We start from the raw sequence: 19,691 nt of genomic DNA, 5'->3' as shown, positions 1-19,691 counted from the left end.
AACTACTTTGTGTTGTTGTAAAAGTCGGTAATTTTTTTGGCTTTTGATACTCCTACAACCTCAGAAATTTCTTTTTCAGTAGCCAATTTTAATCTTTTTACACTTTTAAAATGTTGTATCAGCGTGAGCATGGTTTTTTCGCCAATGCCAGGAATACTTTCTATAGACGAATTTAAAGCGGCTTTGCTACGCTTGTCGCGATGATGCGTGATTCCAAAACGGTGTGCCTCGTTACGAAGTTGCTGAATAACTTTGAGCGTTTCAGACTTTTTATCAAGGTACAAAGGCACTGAATCGCCAGGATAAAATAATTCTTCGAGTCTTTTGGCAATGCCGATGATGGCGATTTTGCCACGCAAACCGAGATCATCAATACTTTTTAGCGCCGATGACAACTGCCCTTTTCCACCATCAATTATAATTAGATTGGGCAAAGGTTGGTTTTCATCTAAAAGGCGTTTGTAGCGTCGGTATACTACCTCTTCCATCGAAGCAAAGTCGTTGGGACCTTCGACGGTTTTGATATTAAAATGGCGGTAATCCTTTTTGCTGGGTTTTCCGTCTTTAAACACCACGCAGGCAGATACCGGATTGGTTCCTTGAATATTGGAGTTATCAAAACACTCAATATGTCTTGGCTCTACTGGCAATCGCAAATCTTTTTGCATTTGCGCCATGATGCGATTGGTATGCCTGTCTGGATCTACAATTTGCAGTTGCTTGAGTTGCTCAATGCGGTAAAACTTAGCGTTCCTAATTGACAAATCCAGAATTTGCTTTTTATCGCCCAATTGTGGCACTGTGATTTTTATATTTTCACCAAGATCTACGGGGAACGGCACAATTATTTCGCGAGACAACAACTGGAAACGCTCTCTTAATTCGATGATAGCCAATTCGAGTAGTTCTTCGTCGGTTTCGTCTAGTTTCTTTTTAATCTCCATTGTGTGGGAGCGAATGATGGAACCGTGCGAAATTTGCAAGAAATTGACAAATGCCGCCGCCTCATCAGACACGATCGAAAAAACATCAATGTTGGTAATTTTAGGATTTACCACGGTAGAACGCGATTGGTAGTTCTCTAGAATTTCAATTTTTTCTTTGATTTTTTGAGCTTCTTCAAAGTGCATATCAGCCGCGAGATTGGTCATAACGCGTTTAAAATCTTTCATGCTTTCTTTGAAATTTCCTTTTAAAATTTCGCGAATTGCATCTACTTGTTTTTGGTAATTCTCTATGGTTTCATGGCCTTCACATGGCCCCATACAATTGCCAATATGATACTCTAAACACACTTTAAATTTGCCGCTATCGATGTTGCTTTTATTCAAATCGTAATTGCAGGTACGCAAGGGATAGAGTTCTTTTATCAATTCTAAAATTGTCGAAACTGTTTTGAAACTTGTGTACGGACCAAAATATTCCGAGCCATCTTTTACCATTCTGCGAGTGGCAAATATGCGTGAAAAAGGTTCTTTCTTGATGCACAACCAAGGATAACTTTTATCATCGCGCAGCAATACGTTATAGCGCGGTTGCAAGGTTTTGATCAGATTATTTTCTAACAACAAAGCATCGGTCTCAGTAGGAACCACAATGTGTTTTATGGTTACAATTTTCTTAACCAGCACATTTGTTTTGGCAGCATCGTGTACTTTATTGAAATAGGACGAAACGCGTTTTTTAAGATTCTTAGCTTTACCAACGTATAAAATTTTACCTTCCTTGTCGTAATATTGGTATACACCAGGATTGTCGGGCAAGGTCTGTATTTGAAGGGCTAAAGCAGGTGGAGTCATGTAACAAATTTATTCTTCAAAATTACGAAATAGAAATCATTGTAGTTTATTTACAAGCTGCAAAATAATTCAAATAAAATGCGAGCTTAACTTATTATTATCCTTATTTTTATCTTTTCAAGAATTTGTATAAACAATGAATACACGCTCTATTACCCTTTTTGGCGAAAGTATTGCTCCTGGAGAGAATAAAACGATCAACGTTGAGATTGCGCGCCTACATACCACGACCAAACTCAATATACCTATTATTGTTCGCCGCTCTAAAATACCAGGTCCCGTAGTGCTATTTTCTGCAGGAATTCACGGGGACGAAATTAACGGAGTTGAAATTGTTCGTCAACTGATTCACAAAAAAATAAACAAACCCAAGATAGGTACCATTATTTGCATTCCCGTAATCAATGTGTATGGTTTTGTGAATAAATCACGTGAATTTCCAGATGGCCGCGACCTAAATCGCGTTTTTCCTGGAAGCAAATCAGGATCATTGGCTAGCCGATTTGCTTTTCATATTCTGACTGAAATTTTGCCTTTGGTTCATTATGCCGTAGATTTTCATGCCGGTGGCGCCAGTAGGTTTAACGCTCCGCAAATACGCATTGCACCTAACAATCCAGATCTGAAAGTTCTTGCCGATGTTTTTGATGCTCCGTTTACATTGTACTCCAGAAATATAACCGGATCGTTTAGAAGTTCAAGCGATAAAATGAATGTAAAAATGCTGCTTTTTGAAGGTGGAAAATCGTTAGACATTAACAAAAGCATAGCCACAGAAGGCGTGAATGGCGCAATTCGATTACTTGCCTATTTAGATATGTTAGGGCCAAAACACCGTGTAATCCCACAAAAATCGCCCACCATTTACATTGACAAATCAGGTTGGATAAGAGCTAAATGTTCTGGTCTCTTGCAAGATTTTGACACCGTAGGTACTTTTGTAAAAAAAGGAACTGTTTTGGCCACTATAACCGACCCTTATGGTAAATTTGAACGCAAAGTAAAAGCGCCCAACGACGGCTACATCATCAATGCCAACCACGCACCTATTGTGTACGAAGGTGATGCTATTTACCACTTATCAAATGTGGTTGCTGGCGAAGAAGACGAATAAAATACAACAATGAACAAAACTACCTTACGACAAAAATATAAAGAACTCAGAAAACAACTTTCAGAGGAACAGCTGGAAGAAATGAGTCTTGCTATTGCCAACAAAGTATTGCAATTACCCATTTGGGAATGTACTTACTTTCATGTTTTTTTGCCGATAACAGAGCAAAACGAAGTGAATACCGAATTTATTTTACATGCATTAGCCGGCAAAGACAAGGAAATCATTGTTTCTAAAGCTGATTTTGAAACGCGCACGATGACACATTTTCTGCTGACTGACAATACCAAAATTAAGAAAAACGAATACAATATTCCCGAACCTGTTGACGGAATTGAAGTTCCTTCCCATAAAATTGATGTGGTTTTTGTGCCGCTATTAGCTTATGACACCAAAGGAAATCGCGTGGGATACGGAAAAGGCTTTTACGATAAATTGCTAGCGGAATGTAAACCAGAAGTAATCAAAATTGGATTGTCATTTTTTGAACCGGAGGAAATTATTGCAGATGTTTTTGAAGCCGACGTACAACTCAACTATTGTGTGACTCCGAATAGTATTCACTCATTTTAATTTTCAATCATTACTCTAGCAAAAGGTAAGATTCAAGATTTGTCGAAAGTGTTATGCTCTTGGACAAAATATAAACTAATAAAAAAAGACCTGTTCAAATTATGAACAGGTCTTTTTTTATATTATGAACAGCTTTAATCCTAGCTGTTTTGAAATGCTTTTTTATTGAAGAAAATCAAGATTCCAACTCCTGTTGAAATGGCCATGTCAGCTACGTTAAAAATAGCATTGAAAAAAGTAAATTCTTTACCTCCCCAAATTGGCAACCAACTAGGTAAATTACCATGCCAAATCGGAAAATAAAACATATCAACTACTTTACCGTGAAACCAAGTTCCGTAAGGTTGATCAGAAAATGCCGTAGCCAATTGTTGTTGACTGTCGTTGAAGACCACGCCGTAAAACACAGAATCTAAAATATTTCCAAATGCTCCTACCAAAATTAAAGCAATAGCAACAATTAAATAGTTAGAACTTTTTTTCTTAATCGAATCCCATAACCAATATCCAATACCTGCCACAGCACCAATTCTAAAAAGAGTCAAAAATAATTTTCCGTACGCTCCTGGAATTCTAACACCCCAAGCCATACCCTCATTTTCGATGAAAAGTATTTTAAACCATGAAAACACTTCTACTTCTTGACCTAATAGAAAATTGGTTTTGATATAAATTTTTGAAGCTTGATCAACTAGCAACAAGATAAAAATAAGTAAATAGGCTCTTTGTAATGACATTTTAAAAGTTTTATGCTGCCAAAAATAGGCAAAATCTAAAAATTAAATTCCAAATTCCAATAATTGATACAATTAGTGTTGGAATTTGGAATTAATAGTTTGTATTTCGTTTCGAACTAGCGCTGTAAATTTTTTGCTTCGATACTCATTGTAGCATGAGGAACAATCATCAATCGTTCTTTGCTGATCAATTTTCCGGTTACTTTACATACGCCGTAAGTTTTATTTTCGACACGGAAAAGTGCATTTTTAAGGTCACGAATAAATTTCTCTTGGCGAATAGCCAATTGTGAGTTCGCTTCTTTTGACATGGTTTCGCTGCCTTCTTCAAAAGCTTTGAATGTAGGTGAAGTATCATCAGTACCGTTATTCAAATCGTTCATGTAAGCACTTTTAATCAAATCCAAATCGTATTGCGCTTTCTCAATTTTTTTTAGAATCAAATCTTTGAACTCTGCTAAATCAGCGTCAGAGTATCGTGTTGCTTCATCTACCATGGTTTTTTTTTTATTTAGTAATTACTATTTTGGTTGTTATTTCGTCAAATTCAATAGCAGTTCCATTTTCCAAATTATCTTCAAAAAGAAGCACTTCAGTCAATGTCTCTGATTTTATGTATGCTTCATTATTTTGTACCGCTTCTTGCAAAGTTGTTTCTGTTTGCAAATAGACTTTAATTTTATCTGTAACTTCAAATCCAGAATCTTTACGAATGTTTTGAATTCTATTTACCAATTCTCTCGCAATTCCCTCTTGTTTTAACTCTGGCGAAATCGTGATATCAAGCGCCACCGTAATTCCGTTTGCATTTGCAACCAACCAGCCTTCGATATCTTGCGAAGTAATCTCCACATCTTCTAAGGTTAAAGTTACGGTATTTCCTGCAATTACAATATCAAGACTTCCTTCTCTATCCAATTGTGCAATTTGCTCTTTAGAAAACCCTTGTATCTCCTTGTAAATCAATCCCATATCTTTACCAAAACGCGGTCCGAGCGCCTTGAAATTAGGTTTAATTTGCTTTACCAAAACTCCAGAAGCATCATCCAAAAGCACGATTTCTTTAACGTTTACTTCTGCTTTTATCAGGTCAGAAACCGCTTCGATTTCGGCTCTTTGTGCCTCGTCAAGTACCGGAATCATTACCTTTTGCAATGGTTGGCGCACTTTAATCATTTCCTTTTTACGGAGTGATAATACCAATGATGAAATGGTTTGTGCCTTCTGCATTTTACTCTCCAACGATTTATTAACATAGTTGTCAACCGCTACCGGGAACTCCGCCAAATGTACACTGTCAAACTTTTCTGTCTGTGTTGCTTGTGTTAAATCTCTGTAAAGTTTGTCCATAAAGAACGGTGCAATTGGCGCACTCAGTTTACTTACGGCCAACAAACAGCTGTATAAAGTTTGGTAAGCCGCAATTTTATCTTGCGCATACTCGCCTTTCCAAAAACGTCTTCTGCACAAACGAACGTACCAGTTACTCAGGTTTTCTTGAACAAATTCTGATATAGCTCGCGCTGCTTTTGTAGGCTCATAATCAGCATAAAAACCATCTACTTCTTTTATCAAAGTATTCAATTCAGAAATGATCCATTGATCAATTTCAGGTCTTTCTTGTACCGGAATCTCCGCTTCTTCAAAAGTAAATCCATCAATATTGGCATACAAACTAAAGAAAGAATACGTATTGTATAAAGTACCGAAGAATTTTCTACGCACCTCAGCAATTCCTTCCAAGTCAAACTTCAAGTTATCCCAAGGGTTAGCGTTTGAAATCATGTACCAACGCGTAGCATCCGGTCCGTACTCTTTTAAAGTATCAAAAGGATCTGCAGCATTGCCCAAACGTTTGGACATTTTTTGTCCATTTTTGTCTAAAACCAATCCGTTTGAAACTACATTTTTATAGGCCACTTTATCAAAAACCAGAGTACCAATAGCGTGTAAGGTATAAAACCATCCACGGGTTTGATCGACACCTTCAGCAATAAAATCAGCTGGGAAATCTTGGTTTTGATCTATTTTTTCTTTGTTTTCAAAAGGATAATGCCATTGTGCATAAGGCATAGAACCTGAATCGAACCAAACATCAATTAAGTCGGTTTCGCGTGTCATTTGCTTGCCCGATGCAGACACCAAAGTAATTTCATCGACTACATTTTTATGTAAATCAATCAAATCGTAATTTTCTTCGCTCATGTTTCCGATTTCAAAACCTTTAAAAGGATTTTCTTTTTGAAAACCAGCAGCGATTGATTTTTCTATTTCGTTGTACAGTTCTTCAACCGAACCAATTAAAATTTCCTCTTGCTTATCATCTGTTCTCCAAATTGGCAAAGGAATTCCCCAATATCTAGAACGAGATAAATTCCAGTCGTTAGCATTTTTCAACCAGTTCCCAAAACGACCTTCACCTGTTGCTTTTGGCTTCCAGTTAATGGTTTCGTTTAGGTCGAACATTCTGTCTTTAACCTCTGATATTTTGATGAACCAAGAATCTAATGGATAGTATAAAATAGGCTTGTCAGTTCTCCAGCAATGTGGGTAACTGTGCACGTATTTCTCAACCTTAAACGCTTTGTTTTCTTCCTTTAATTGAATTGCAATTTCAACATCAACCGAACGCTCCGGAGCTTCGCCTTCGTTGTAGTATTCGTTTTTCACATATTTGCCAGAAAGTGCGCCAAGACCTTGTACAAAACGTCCTTGCAAATCTACCAATGGAACCGGAATTCCGTTTTCGTCTAGAACCAACATTGGCGGAATTTCAGGTGAAGCTTCTTTGGCTACCTTAGCATCATCTGCACCAAAAGTTGGAGAGGTATGTACAATTCCTGTACCATCTTCGGTAGTAACAAAATCACCTGTAATTACTCTAAACGCATTTTCAGGGTTTTGGTACGGCAATACCAACTCCATTAATTGTTCGTATTCAATGTTAACTAAATCAGCACCTTTACAAGCTGCAGTAACAAAAAATGGTATTTTTTTATCTTCTTCTTTGTAATTCAATAATTCGCTAACCTCAGTTACCTCAGTAAATTTTCCAGCAAATTGTTTTGCCACCAATGCCTTTGCTAAAATTACATTGACAGGTTTAAATGTATATTGATTGTAGGTACTCACTAAAACATAGTCAATTTTTGGCCCTACGGTAAGTGCAGTGTTGCTTGGCAAAGTCCACGGTGTGGTGGTCCAAGCCAAAAAGAAAGTATCCTCGAAAATATGACCTATCTCAAAAATACGTTGCAATTGAGGCAAGTTGTCTTCTTTTACTTTGAATTGTGCTACCACAGTCGTGTCCGTCACATCGCGGTAACTTCCAGGTTGGTTTACCTCGTGCGATGACAATCCTGTTCCTGCTTTTGGAGAATACGGCTGAATGGTGTAGCCCTTGTACATCAAATCCTTGTTGTAGATTTGTTTTAAAATCCACCAAACGGTTTCCATGTACTTGGATTTGTAGGTTACATACGGATCATCCATATCAACCCAGTAGCCCATTTTTTCGGTCAAATCGTTCCACACATCCGTGTAGCGCATAACTGTTTTTTTACACGCTTCGTTGTATTCTTCGATCGAAATGGTTTTCCCGATATCTTCTTTGGTAATTCCGAGTTCTTTTTCAGTTCCAAGTTCAACTGGTAAACCGTGCGTATCCCAACCAGCTTTACGCTTTACTTGGAACCCTTTTTGAGTTTTATAACGGCAAAAAATATCTTTAATGGCGCGAGCCATTACGTGATGAATTCCTGGTAATCCGTTTGCTGATGGCGGTCCTTCAAAAAACACGAATGGTTGATTGCCTTCACGTGTAGAAACGCTCTTTTCAAATATATTTTCTTTTTTCCAAAAATCAAGTACTTCTGATGCTACTGTTGGTAAGTCAAGTCCTTTGTATTCAGTAAATTTTGTGCTCATTTTATCCTTTTCTTTAATCGAAATGCGAAAGTAGTAAATTAAAGTTGAAAGTTGAAAGCCGTAGGTCGAAAGTTACACCCTGGGACAAAACTGAATCTCGACTGCGCACGATTGGACAAAGCACGATATCAGTTAAATTAGTTGATTTCAGTTCGAGCGCAGTCGAGAACTAATGCACTATCCCGATTGCACTCGATTGGACCAAATTGCTACATATTGGCAAGGATTGCAAATCTGCACTAATGGGGTTTCTCTTTAAAAATAGCAGCAAATATTGAAAAAGTTATCAAGAACATTATGGATTGAATTATTAAAACAGGAATTAAGTAATCCGATGCAGCATAACGATAAGCGAAACTAATAATCGTCACAGGAAAAGTTAAGATTAAAGCATATAAAGACCATTCTCCATAAAATAAATCACTACCTGAAATCGAACAAACAGATAATGTTCCTATTCCAACATAAATTATTGAAAATATAAATGCCTTTTTTCTCCTTTCAAGGAATAACTTGAGGTTTTCCACGGTTTAATATATTTCAATGATAATTTTGGTTTTCCACCAAAAGCCTTCCTTTTTTTTTATTTAGTAAAGTATTTACGGTCTTTTGGGTTTTATACACTGTTTTAAATTTCAATAGTTTTTATTGAATTTGACATTTCTTCGATTTCTTCATCCTTCCAAGTTCCTTTTCTAAAATAAACAGTATCATTTTGGTTTAAATTAAAAATAATTAAATCTTTAGAAATTTCACTCAATTGATAATTTGGGATCTACCCATCAATCATTACAAATAGGCAAGCAAATCTCTACTGCGCTCGGTTGGACAAAGTAGCTAATACTTGTGGTTACGAATTGAAAAATCGCGCTAGCGAGTTACATCACCCTATTGTTCCATCAGCAATTCCTCCTTTTTTAATCCATTTTCCATTCTCTTTAACCATAATTAGAATACCACTTGATCCAGTCTTATTCTTAAGGTAGGTTGCATGAATAATTACTTTTTTTTGGTCTTTTGTAAAAAGAGGTTCTGAAAAAATTACTTTTGGTATAGAGTCCTCAATCTTTTTGCTTTCTTGTAATAAAATAAGTTTTACTCTACTGTTTTTTAGATCAGATTCTTCCCATTCGTTAATAGTCCAGGATTTGTACTTTTGATTCATTTCATCAAGTTCAATTTTTGAAATGAGGCCATCTATCTCTTTTAAAAATACATTGTAAGCAATATTGTTTTCTTTTTCTGCCGGACTTTTTATCATTATGCCATAGGCATATGCTCTATAATAAGGATTTAAAACATTAATAGGATGAAAGGAACTGTCATTGAAGTAGGTTTCTTTAATTAAATAAACTGATTCATAATCGTCTAAAAGAACATTGATTATTTCTTCAGTATCACTATTTAATTGACTTTTTTGACTTTTACAAGAGAAGCATATCAAAAATACAAATAGTTTTAAAAAAATATTATTTTGCATAATTCTTATGTATTTGATTTTTTTAGTCAAAAAATGTTCTTTAGCGGCTCTTGAATTTGGATTCCATAATAAGCCCATTCTTTAACTTATCAATTAATTTTTAGCAAAAACAAGGTAAACCCTAACTGCACTTGATTGGACAAAGTTGCTTCTACTTGGGGGCAAAGATTGTCAATTCGCGAAAATGGGATTCAAATCCGCGATGGCGGGCCGATACCTTTAAGCGTTTATTAATGGATAAATTGTCTTTAGCTTTTTTATATTTAACTCTTTAAAATTCACTTCTAATATTTTATCAATTTTTGTAGAGTAAAAACAACTTATAAACAGAACTTTCTTGTCTGTTGTTTTGATTTCGGCATAGTAATAATCTTCAAAAGGAAAGTTTCCGGTAGAACTATTTAAGAATCTGTTAGGCGTCATAAAAAATGTTATTTCTTTTATGTTAGCTCTTGATATAAACTCCTCTTCATTTTTAACAATCTTTGTAATTCCGGTTTCATCAATTTTATAAATAATTCCTTTGCTGTTGACATAATGGTTCAAATGAATGATACCTACGGGAATTAAAAATAAAATTAAATATGGTAATGAGAATATTAAAATCGCTCTTTTTTCGAATGGTATTTCGGCGTATGCTAACAAGCCAATATAAGATGAAGTTATCATTAATAACAAAGACAATAATTTAAATTGATTCCATAATGTTATTTGTAGGATCATATTTTTCTCTTAGATTTTTTCTATTTCCTGTAAAGCTGCGACACCATATGTTGTTTCGAATAAAATTAATCCCTGTTTACGGATTTGTTAAATCTATCTAATACAAAACAATATTCCCAATAAGCCATTTGCTCAACTCTGTTGCACTAGCTGTTATGAAAAGGCTTTATGAATATAAAAGCCAATAAATTATGGTTTAATTTCTGTTATAGAGAAACCTGATTTTAATATTGTCACTGTGTCGATAATTCTTTGAGAATAAATTCCTCTAACTATTTCAGGAGAGTCTTTTAAATATTTCAATTTAAAAAACTCTCCCTTATTCTCTTTCGAAATATTTGTATGACCACTACCACTTTCGCTAGAATTGTATTTTTTACCTTTTATATAGTATGAAACGTGAATATTTTTTCCTTTTGGAAATTCTCGTATGCTATCAATTTTGCCGATTGTCACTAAACCATGTTCCTTTAAATCTTTTTCAAATTTTAAACTTACAAATTGACCATATATAATAAATACAGCAAAGGATCCAAAAAACAATAACTTAAAAAAATTTGATTTCTGTTTCATAATTTATTTCAATCTATAAATTCTCATGAAAGTTCGACGCTTTCCCATAACTCACATATAAACGCAACTCCATTTCAAATGTACATCTACAATAAATTACTTCATCTTCCAATCAGCAGTATTTCTTTCAGCTAATATATAAAGAAATCTTACAAAAATTGCACTTGCGTGTCAATTATCGTGATGTTGAGCGTGAAGGATGGAAGCGGCATCCTTTTATGGAGTTTACGGAATAAAAGATACAGCGCACAGCCTGACCCGGAGTTTTTACGCAGGGGCACGCCCAAGATTTTAGGAGAAAACCTCTTTTAAAACATCAAGTGATTTGGGTTTTCTGAATCCGTGGAGGTGGATGCTGTAATAATCAATCAAGATGCGGAGTAAAATTTGGCGTTCGATGACATGAAAGACTTTTTGACTGTTGTCGAATTTTAAATCGAGTAGTTTTTTGAACAAATTGGTTTCGTGCTCCGTGAGTGAACTGATGGCGTGAAAGGGTGTAAAGATGCCTTCGTTCATTTCGAAAAAAGCCATATCAACATCTGAAGTATCTGGGTAAAAACCGAGGTATTTGGTGGTTTCTAACAACAAAATCAGGTGGAAATTCGCAATCTCGTCATGATTGTCTAGCCAGTGAAAGGCGGTTTCTAGGAACGTAAAAAGAGCTTCGTTTTCTTCCTCTTCGTGAATGGAATGGTGCAGCATCTCGGAAATAAACATGGCCATTGTGCTCTTGTAAATATCGGAATGTATGGAGTGAAAAGCCGTGCCAATTTTTATCTCTTTGAAATTTTCTAAGGTGCCTTTGTTTTTGTGAACGGCCTCAATTTCAAGAATAGTCAAAGGCTGAAAATAAGCGATTTTTTGATTGGCTTTTCGGCTCGAAAAAGCATCACGAACAAAGTAGGACTTGAGTCCATGCGAAAGTGTAAAACATTTTACGATCAAGCTTTTTTCTTGAAATTTTAAAGAGGAAAGCACGATAGCTCTGGTTTTGACTTGCACGGTTTTAGTTTTAGGATTTGAAAAATTAAAAGATTGAAAGATTGAAGGATTTGAAGATTGAAAGATTTGAAGATTGAAAGATTTAATTTTTCCATCAAATTATCTAATGATCATTACTTTTTTTACGTTGGTTTCGGCTCCGTCTGGTGCTGCAATAAAGATTAAATACACACCTGAGGCCACTTTGTATTTCCCAAACGCAGTGGTATCCCACTCGATAGTACCGCCTTGTGCGATGGTTTCGTGTACCAAATTACCTGCCACATCAGTGATTTTTACCGAAGCGCGATCAATTAGTCCGGCCACTTTTACAGTACCGGTAAACTCAGGTCGCACTGGATTTGGGTACACGTAGGCATTACTCAAATCATCAGCCGCACCGGTAGCAGTGCCTTTGAACGAAATCATGCCTTTGCTTGTGGCTACAAATACTTCGCCCGTGGTAGCGTTGATACTAACATCGTTGATGGTATTGCTTGGCAGCGGCGAATTGTTAATAGTAAAATGATATTTGGTTTCTTGACCGTTGGGAGATACTAAAAACAAACCCGAATCGGCAGTGCCAATCCATTTGTTATTGGCGCCATCAACAGCTATGGCTGTGATGAATTGCTCAAACAATAACTCTTGGGCCAAATTATCTTCTTCAATAATAATCGGATTGGCTTTAATTTGTTCCTCATCATGAAAGGCACCAAGGTTAGAAACCACTCGCAAACCCTTGGCAGTACCAATCCACAATTGATTGCGATTGTCTATAACTGCCGTTCGAACATTAGCAACCGGTAAATTGCCTGTGTCTGCTCCGCTAGTAATTTTTTTAAATTTTAAAGGATTTTCGCTAAAGCCAATCACACCATCACCACTGGTAGGCAACCATTTTACACCGTTGCGATCAATAGCAATGTTTGCAAAATTATTTTCTTGCGGATCCGATAAAATACTTCTCATATCAAAGCTCTGCCATTGCCCATTGGGGCGTAGTACTTTGATTCCGTTATTGATTCGGCTGTTGGTTACCCATAAATTTCCAGTTTTATCAAAGGCGGTTCCGTTGATTCGGATATCAATGTAATTGGGTCCGCCAAAAGTAAGCGACTCCAAGCCGCTATTGGTTTGATTGAACAAAACGGTAGGGACTTCTTTTACTATTTTTAATAATCCCGAAAAAAAGGAACTAGCATAAACCTCATCTTCATTGGCAGGATTTACGATAATTTTTGTCATGGATTGCGCTCCTAAAACTCGGTTGTAAGGAATGTTGTTCCATCCTTCCGAATTGTATTTACTGATTCCAAAACTATCTAAAGGATACGGGTTATAATCAGCGGCATAGTCGCCGTAAACAGTCCACACCGACGATGGCGTAACCTGCATTGAGAAAATATTATTTCGAGACGGACCAATAGGAGTTGTGTTTTCAAAATTTCCGCCTGTCGTTATCAAAGTACGGAACAAACCATTCGCTGTAGTCCCGATATAAACTTGATTATTCAGCACTGTTGCACATGTAAAAGGACTTTGAATATCTGGAATTTGATTGCTACTAATTTGACGAATCATCACCATTTGACTGTTATAAATACTTACTGAATTAGCAGTTGTAAACACCAAATACTCCGAAAGTGCACGCATATTTACAGCCGAAGCAGGAAGTTGAGCAAAAGATGTAAATGTAGTTGTTGCTGGATTGTATCTTTGAATATTTCCGGAAGACGAAACGGCATACAAATCAGCTCCAAACGCGGCAATGCCTACCCACGAACCTGATGCTCTCGTTTGCCATTGTTGAAAGTCGTTTAAATTAGGATTGTTAATGGCAGCGCTGCGTATGCCTGCAGCGGTGGCTGCGTAAATAAATCCGTTATGAACTGTGGTTTGATAAATGGTAATCTCAGCACCATTATCACCAATAAAATAAGTATCGCCAAACTGAAGCGTTGTTAAATTGAATTGAACAATCCCAAAATTACAGGCTACATAAACAATTCCTTGGTGTTCAAAAAAGTGATTTATTTTTTTTAGATTAGGAGCAAGCTGTTTGTTAATAATGTCTACAAGATTCAACTTGCTTCCATCGGCGTCGTTCACTACAATTAACAAACCGTTTTCATAGCCAATTAAGGTTTTATTGGCTGTTTTACTGTACAACAAAGCCGAAATCGTTTGACCCGAAAGACCGTCTATCGTTGTAGTGGTTTTAATTTCGTTACTAACTGCGTTTCTGACAAATAAAGCATTCTCTGAAGCAGCTACTACAGCCGAATTTGTTTCGGTGATTGCATTGATTTGCGAGTACGAAAAATATCCCTGCCACGACAAGTTATTTTGAGCAAAAGTAGCCCAGCTTACAAGGACGAAAAGAATGGTAAAAAATTGTTTTTTCATAAGTAACGCGCCTAGGGCTTACAAATATAAAACAAACGAAACTCTTATAATTTTGTTGCCAAAAAAAAATGCCTTTTATCGCAATGATAAAAGGCATTTTAATTTTAGATTGTAACAATTTATACTACCCCTTGAGCAAGCATAGCATCGGCTACTTTTACAAAACCTGCAATGTTAGCTCCTTTTACGTAGTTTACATAGCCGTCTGCATCAGTTCCATATTGTTTACATTGATTGTGAATACCAACCATGATTTCTTTTAATCTACCGTCTACTTCTTCACTTGTCCAGTTCAAACGAATAGAGTTTTGAGTCATCTCTAATCCAGATGCTGCCACACCACCAGCATTAGCTGCTTTTCCTGGTGCAAAAAGTACTTTTGCGTTCAAGAATTCTTTGATAGCCTCTAAAGTACATGGCATGTTTGCTGCTTCAGTAACACACATTACTCCATTAGCAATCAATTTTTTAGCATCTTCTTCGTTCAATTCGTTTTGAGTTGCACAAGGAATAGCCACATCAACTTTTACTTCCCAAACGCTTTTTCCTTTGTGGAATTCTGCATTTGGATATTTTTCAAGGTAAGCTTCGGCTCTGTTATCTCCTCTTGCTCTCATTTCAAGCATGAAGTCAATTTTATCTCCAGAAATACCTTCTGCATCATAAATATATCCATCAGGACCAGAAATAGTAACTACTTTTCCGCCTAAATCATTCACTTTTAACGCAACACCCCAAGCTACGTTTCCGAAACCTGAAATAGAAACCGTTTTACCTGCGATGTGTTGGCCAATAGTGTTCAACATTTGCTCAGCAAAATAAACTACACCGTATCCTGTTGCTTCTGGTCTGATCAAAGATCCTCCGTAAGCCAATCCTTTACCTGTTAACACACCTGTAAACTCGTTGCGAATTCTTTTGTATTGACCAAATAAGTAACCAATTTCTCTTGCTCCTACACCAATATCACCTGCTGGAACGTCCAACTGTGGTCCAATGTGTCTGCACAATTCTGTCATAAACGATTGGCAAAAACGCATTACTTCAGCATCTGATTTACCTTGTGGGTCAAAATCAGAACCTCCTTTACCACCACCCATTGGTAATGTTGTTAAACTGTTTTTAAAAACTTGTTCAAAAGCCAAGAACTTTAAAACTGACAAGTTTACTGAATGATGAAAACGGATTCCTCCTTTGTACGGACCAATTGCAGAGTTCATTTGAATTCTGAAACCTCTATTTACTTGAATTTCTCCTGCATCATCAACCCATGGAACGCGGAAAATAATAGAACGTTCTGGTTCAGCAATTCTTAAAAGTAGGTTCTTGCCATCGTATTTTTTTTGCTCTGCAATAAATGGAATTACAGTCTCTGCAAACTCCCTAACAGCTTGAATAAATTCAGGTTCATTTGGATTTTTGGCCTCTACTTGAGCCATAAAATCATTTATTTTTAGTAACATAGATTTAATGTGATTAATTAAGAAAACGATTTCGTTATAATTTACAAAGATACATCTTATAAAAATATTCAAACTTAGTTTTTTTATTTTATCTTCCGAATTATCTTTTTTTTAACCTTCTATAAAAATTTGCATTTAGGACTTCTTCATTTAATCCAAATCACTGCAACTTTCGTAACTAAATAGTAAATTATCTGCTTTTTTTTAATTTTAAAATATTTTTAGAAATGAGCATTGTTTTTATATATTTGTCATGATTTGAAAATATCACTTCCTAATGATCAAACAGCTAATACCACTTCTAGGAATATTACTTGGATTTACCGTAAATTCCAACGCACAATTTGGCGGATTTTCACACGAGGTGGGAGTTATTGCTGGTCCAGTTGCTTTTCAATCTGACTACGGTGAGCGTTACGATTTATCAACTAATGCAGGTAATACTGGTTTTGGAATTGGACTTATACATTATCTCAATTTTTCATACAAAGCAGATTGTAATTGCTATACTCCTGAAACTTATTTTAACGATCATTTCAAATTAAGATCTGAATTATCATTCAACAAAACCAACTTGAAGCATTTTGGTCAATACGTTGATCCAAGCATTACATCACTCGGAGCACAGCAATTGCGAGCTATGGAAGGAAGTACTGCTGTGACAAATTTAGGAATGCAATTGGAGTTTTTCCCTTGGAGCATTCGTGATTTCTCAGCAAGAAATGGAAGTTTTGGTCCTTTTGTGAGTTTGGGTGGACAATTTAGTTATTACAACGCCAAAGCGTCATCATCTCTAGGAGAACTAGGAACACCACTCACTACTTTTCCTAAATACCTTACTCCATCTGAAGGAAGGCCGTATGGTTTTTCTACAGAAAGTGGAACGGTTTGGTCTGTAGTTACCAGTGTGGGAACACGTTATAAACTGAGCCCATTGCGCGATTTAATGGTTGATTTGCGCTTTCAATATTACTTTTCGAATTGGGTAGATGGCTTAAATCCTAACCCAGATATTTATAAAGAAAACAAAGCAAACGATTGGTTGGTTTGGTTCAACGTCGGATACATTTATTACTTGGATTAATTACACTTTGATTTAAAAAAGAAACCCCAACACTCAACAGTATTGGGGTTTCTTTTTGGAATTATGCGAGTGCTTGTTTTAAATCGTCGATTAAATCATCAGCATCTTCAATACCAACGCTTAATCGCACTAAATCATCGGTGATTCCTAATTCTTTTCGTTTGTCTTCCGGGATAGATGCGTGTGTCATTAATGCAGGATGATTCGCTAAAGATTCAACGCCACCAAGCGATTCGGCCAAAGTAAATACCTTCACTTTTTCAAGAAAGTCAATGGCATCCTCTTTTTTACCAGATACAAATGTAAAAGATACCATTCCGCCAAAACCGCTCATTTGTTTTTTAGCAATTTCGTGAAACGGATGACTTGGCAATCCAGGATAGTAAACCGTTTTAATTTTTGGATGATTACTCAAAAATTCGACCACTTTAGCACCATTTTCACAATGTCTTTGTACACGCAAATGCAAGGTTTTAATTCCTCGAAGTACTAAAAAACTATCCATTGGCCCAAGTGTGGCGCCGGTTGCAAATTGTTGAAAATGTAATTGTGCTCCTAAAGCTTCGTCTTTTACAATTAAAGCTCCCGCAATTACATCTGAGTGACCGCCTAAATATTTGGTTGCTGAGTGCATTACGATATCAGCTCCTAAGTCTAACGGTTTTTGCAAATACGGCGTTGCAAAAGTGTTATCAACAGCAAAAAGTATGTTCTGTTCCTTAGTGATTTTTGCAATTTCTTGAATATCGGCTAATTTCATCAAAGGATTGGTAGGAGTTTCAACCCAAACCATTTTGGTGTTTTCATTGATTAACGACTGGAATTTATCCAAATCATTCATATCTACAAAATGGAATTTTATTCCAGAATCCTTGTATACACGTGTGAACATGCGGTACGTTCCGCCGTACAAATCATCCATTGCAATGATTTCATCACCTGCTTTAAACGAACGCAACACACAATCTGTAGCTGCTAATCCTGATGAAAAAGCCAATCCACGAGTTCCGTTTTCGATACTTGCCAATGCATTTTCAAGTGCTGAACGCGTAGGATTTGCGGCTCTACTATATTCATAATCTGGATTTAAAGGCTGCCCAGGACTAGTTTGTACAAAGGTAGAAGTTTGGTATACAGGCGGCATTACCGCTCCGGTGCTAGGATCATGGTGTTGCCCACCGTGAATTGCTTTAGTATTGAATTTCATATGTCTTAATTTATTGTTTTTTAAAAATGATATTTGATTCGCCTGATTTCATTGGTGCATGCGACCAATTGAAAGTCATCCTCATCTCCTATCGTTTGATTTTATTACCTAAAAGTTTCACAAATTTACCCTTTAATTTATACTTAGCAAGTCACAACTTGATACCTTTGTATTTAATTAACAATTGCCTCATGAAACCCTATTTCTTTTTTGCCACGCTCTTGCTTTTATTAAGTAGTTGCACCAAGGACCTTCAATTTATAACCGAAACGTATCAGAAAAAATCTAAAATTGCGTGTGCTGAAAACTGCCCCCAAATTGACATAAAAATTCCCGTAGCCAGCAACAAAGATGTGGTAGCTGATAGCATCAACAAAAGAGTATTTTCGGTTTTAAAAGAGATCGTTTATTTTGGCGAAAAACCATACGAAGCAACCACCTATGATGGATTAACAAAAGCTTTTATCGATTCGTACGAGGCATTACAAAAAGATTTTCCCGGAGAAACAATGGGTTGGGAAGCTACTGTTTCGGGTAAAATAAAATACCAATCGGCAGCGGTGCTCAATATTGAAATTAATCATTACACCTATACGGGTGGCGCTCACGGCTACCAAGGATTGCGCTCTTTATTGTTTGACCCCACAACGGGAAAAGCTTTGACAAATGAAACAATATTTAATGATGTAGCTGGTTTTAAGGCTTTCGCCGAAAAAAAATTCAGAGCCAAATACAAAATCCCGAGTTCAGCATCGATCAATTCAACTGGGCTGATGTTTGAAGAAGATCAATTTGCGCTTCCGCAAACTATTTTTTACACCGACAAGGGATTGCTGCTTTATTACAACTCCTACGAAGCCGCCTCTTACGCCGATGGCCCAAAAGAATTACTCTTGCCTTACGACACTATTGACGAGTACTTGTCACTAAAATAAGATTTTCTTAGCACTACTACTCGCACTAGCCCTGACAGCAGTGAAAATCCTGTGGGCCCAAAACCCTATTTTTTCTTGGTAGAAAAGAGCGACCACAGGAAGCTCCTTTTATGCCTTAGAAAAAATGGTTTTGGACCCACAGATTGTAACGAATGGCAGGAAATAGCTCCTGAAATCCTGAATTATTTGCTTAAATAAATTTGCGAATCATGAGCATGCAACCTATGTGAAGACCTTCGTGAAAATTGCTAAAAGCCATGGCATCGAGTGCGTTGTTCAATACATGACCGCCAGTAGATGTGGTGTAAGATGTGTAATTTTGAAAAAGGTTTTGCTCAAAATCTACCTGAGTTTGCTGCAACGTATGCGTTAAAAGATGTTTAATTTCATCTACTTCGGCTTGTGATGCATCGGTTTCAGGGCGGGTTCCTTTCATATATTTTTCGACCAATTCATTAGAGACCAAAAGCGGCAAACCCGACAGTTTGTAAACCAAAATTTGCTGCGAAACGATAATGTGTCCGATGTTCCAAATCAAATTATTGTTGAATCCCGGCGGAATGGTATTGAGTTGCGCCAAGGAATAGTTTTCAAGAAAAGTAGAAATCATTTTTCTGCTTGTGGTTGTAACGTCAAATACTTGCTTCATTTTTTTATATTTTTTGATAAAAATAAGCAATTTA

At 36.5% G+C, this 19,691-nt stretch carries 18 protein-coding genes; 4 read left to right on the top strand and 14 right to left on the bottom strand.

Translation table 11 applies throughout. The features are described 5' to 3' along the window. Positions 1 to 2 precede the first annotated feature (2 nt). Complete coding sequence (uvrC, locus tag L1S34_RS01260; RefSeq protein WP_236362304.1) at positions 3 to 1,799, bottom strand: excinuclease ABC subunit UvrC; 1,797 nt, start codon at positions 1,797 to 1,799, stop codon at positions 3 to 5. 136 nt (positions 1,800 to 1,935) lie between these two features. Between uvrC and L1S34_RS01255 the strand changes: the two genes are divergently transcribed. Next, positions 1,936 to 2,913 (top strand): succinylglutamate desuccinylase/aspartoacylase family protein, encoded by a 978-nt coding sequence (locus L1S34_RS01255; RefSeq protein ID WP_236362302.1) that lies wholly within the window; start codon positions 1,936 to 1,938, stop codon positions 2,911 to 2,913. 9 nt (positions 2,914 to 2,922) lie between these two features. Then, complete coding sequence (locus L1S34_RS01250) at positions 2,923 to 3,486, top strand: 5-formyltetrahydrofolate cyclo-ligase (RefSeq protein WP_236362300.1); 564 nt, start codon at positions 2,923 to 2,925, stop codon at positions 3,484 to 3,486. Positions 3,487 to 3,626: 140 nt separating this feature from the next. Here L1S34_RS01250 and L1S34_RS01245 read toward each other — a convergent pair whose 3' ends face one another. The 11 genes from L1S34_RS01245 to gdhA all read right to left on the bottom strand — a co-directional run bounded on the left by L1S34_RS01245 (position 3,627) and on the right by gdhA (position 15,782). Beyond that, positions 3,627 to 4,223: a lipoprotein signal peptidase gene (locus tag L1S34_RS01245; RefSeq protein ID WP_166132772.1), complete on the bottom strand. Its 597-nt coding sequence runs from the start codon at positions 4,221 to 4,223 to the stop codon at positions 3,627 to 3,629. A 116-nt stretch (positions 4,224 to 4,339) separates the two neighbouring features. Next, complete coding sequence (locus L1S34_RS01240) at positions 4,340 to 4,720, bottom strand: TraR/DksA family transcriptional regulator (RefSeq protein ID WP_166132771.1); 381 nt, start codon at positions 4,718 to 4,720, stop codon at positions 4,340 to 4,342. Between the two features lie 10 nt (positions 4,721 to 4,730). Next, on the bottom strand, positions 4,731 to 8,150 hold the full coding sequence (ileS, locus tag L1S34_RS01235; protein ID WP_236362298.1) for an isoleucine--tRNA ligase: 3,420 nt from the start codon (positions 8,148 to 8,150) through the stop codon (positions 4,731 to 4,733). 239 nt (positions 8,151 to 8,389) lie between these two features. Continuing rightward, positions 8,390 to 8,677 (bottom strand): hypothetical protein, encoded by a 288-nt coding sequence (locus tag L1S34_RS01230; RefSeq protein WP_236362296.1) that lies wholly within the window; start codon positions 8,675 to 8,677, stop codon positions 8,390 to 8,392. Between the two features lie 101 nt (positions 8,678 to 8,778). Further along, entirely contained in the window at positions 8,779 to 8,910 is a 132-nt protein-coding gene (locus L1S34_RS14900) for a hypothetical protein (RefSeq protein ID WP_255710672.1), read from the bottom strand. Positions 8,911 to 9,033: 123 nt separating this feature from the next. After that, a complete protein-coding gene (locus L1S34_RS01225) occupies positions 9,034 to 9,708 on the bottom strand; it encodes a hypothetical protein (RefSeq protein ID WP_236362294.1) in 675 nt (224 codons plus the stop codon). A 141-nt stretch (positions 9,709 to 9,849) separates the two neighbouring features. Next, a complete protein-coding gene (locus L1S34_RS01220) occupies positions 9,850 to 10,353 on the bottom strand; it encodes a hypothetical protein (protein ID WP_166132767.1) in 504 nt (167 codons plus the stop codon). A gap of 189 nt (positions 10,354 to 10,542) precedes the next feature. Next, positions 10,543 to 10,926: a hypothetical protein gene (locus L1S34_RS01215; RefSeq protein ID WP_236362292.1), complete on the bottom strand. Its 384-nt coding sequence runs from the start codon at positions 10,924 to 10,926 to the stop codon at positions 10,543 to 10,545. Positions 10,927 to 11,217: 291 nt separating this feature from the next. Next, positions 11,218 to 11,931 (bottom strand): DNA repair protein RecO, encoded by a 714-nt coding sequence (gene recO, locus L1S34_RS01210; RefSeq protein WP_236362291.1) that lies wholly within the window; start codon positions 11,929 to 11,931, stop codon positions 11,218 to 11,220. A 99-nt stretch (positions 11,932 to 12,030) separates the two neighbouring features. Beyond that, positions 12,031 to 14,319 (bottom strand): type IX secretion system anionic LPS delivery protein PorZ, encoded by a 2,289-nt coding sequence (gene porZ / locus L1S34_RS01205; protein ID WP_236362289.1) that lies wholly within the window; start codon positions 14,317 to 14,319, stop codon positions 12,031 to 12,033. 119 nt (positions 14,320 to 14,438) lie between these two features. After that, positions 14,439 to 15,782 carry an NADP-specific glutamate dehydrogenase gene (gdhA, locus tag L1S34_RS01200; RefSeq protein ID WP_166132763.1) on the bottom strand — a complete coding sequence of 448 codons (1,344 nt, stop codon included), beginning with the start codon at positions 15,780 to 15,782 and terminating at the stop codon, positions 14,439 to 14,441. A 277-nt stretch (positions 15,783 to 16,059) separates the two neighbouring features. Here gdhA and L1S34_RS01195 point away from each other — a divergent pair, with 277 nt between their 5' ends. Beyond that, a complete protein-coding gene (locus tag L1S34_RS01195) occupies positions 16,060 to 16,866 on the top strand; it encodes a THC0290_0291 family protein (protein WP_236362287.1) in 807 nt (268 codons plus the stop codon). A gap of 61 nt (positions 16,867 to 16,927) precedes the next feature. On the opposite strand, the gene L1S34_RS01190 is transcribed toward L1S34_RS01195, so the two are convergent. After that, positions 16,928 to 18,106: a cystathionine gamma-synthase gene (locus tag L1S34_RS01190; protein ID WP_370637572.1), complete on the bottom strand. Its 1,179-nt coding sequence runs from the start codon at positions 18,104 to 18,106 to the stop codon at positions 16,928 to 16,930. A 158-nt stretch (positions 18,107 to 18,264) separates the two neighbouring features. Between L1S34_RS01190 and L1S34_RS01185 the strand changes: the two genes are divergently transcribed. After that, a complete protein-coding gene (locus tag L1S34_RS01185; protein WP_166132760.1) occupies positions 18,265 to 19,008 on the top strand; it encodes a DUF3298 and DUF4163 domain-containing protein in 744 nt (247 codons plus the stop codon). 190 nt (positions 19,009 to 19,198) lie between these two features. On the opposite strand, the gene L1S34_RS01180 is transcribed toward L1S34_RS01185, so the two are convergent. Beyond that, positions 19,199 to 19,657: a DinB family protein gene (locus L1S34_RS01180; protein ID WP_236362284.1), complete on the bottom strand. Its 459-nt coding sequence runs from the start codon at positions 19,655 to 19,657 to the stop codon at positions 19,199 to 19,201. Positions 19,658 to 19,691 lie beyond the last annotated feature (34 nt).

The organism is Flavobacterium sp. K77 (assembly GCF_021608205.1).
GTDB classification, from domain to species: Bacteria; Bacteroidota; Bacteroidia; order Flavobacteriales; family Flavobacteriaceae; genus Flavobacterium; species Flavobacterium turcicum.
Note: the sequence above shows the minus strand (reverse complement) of the source record. Positions and strands in the feature narration are given on the sequence as shown.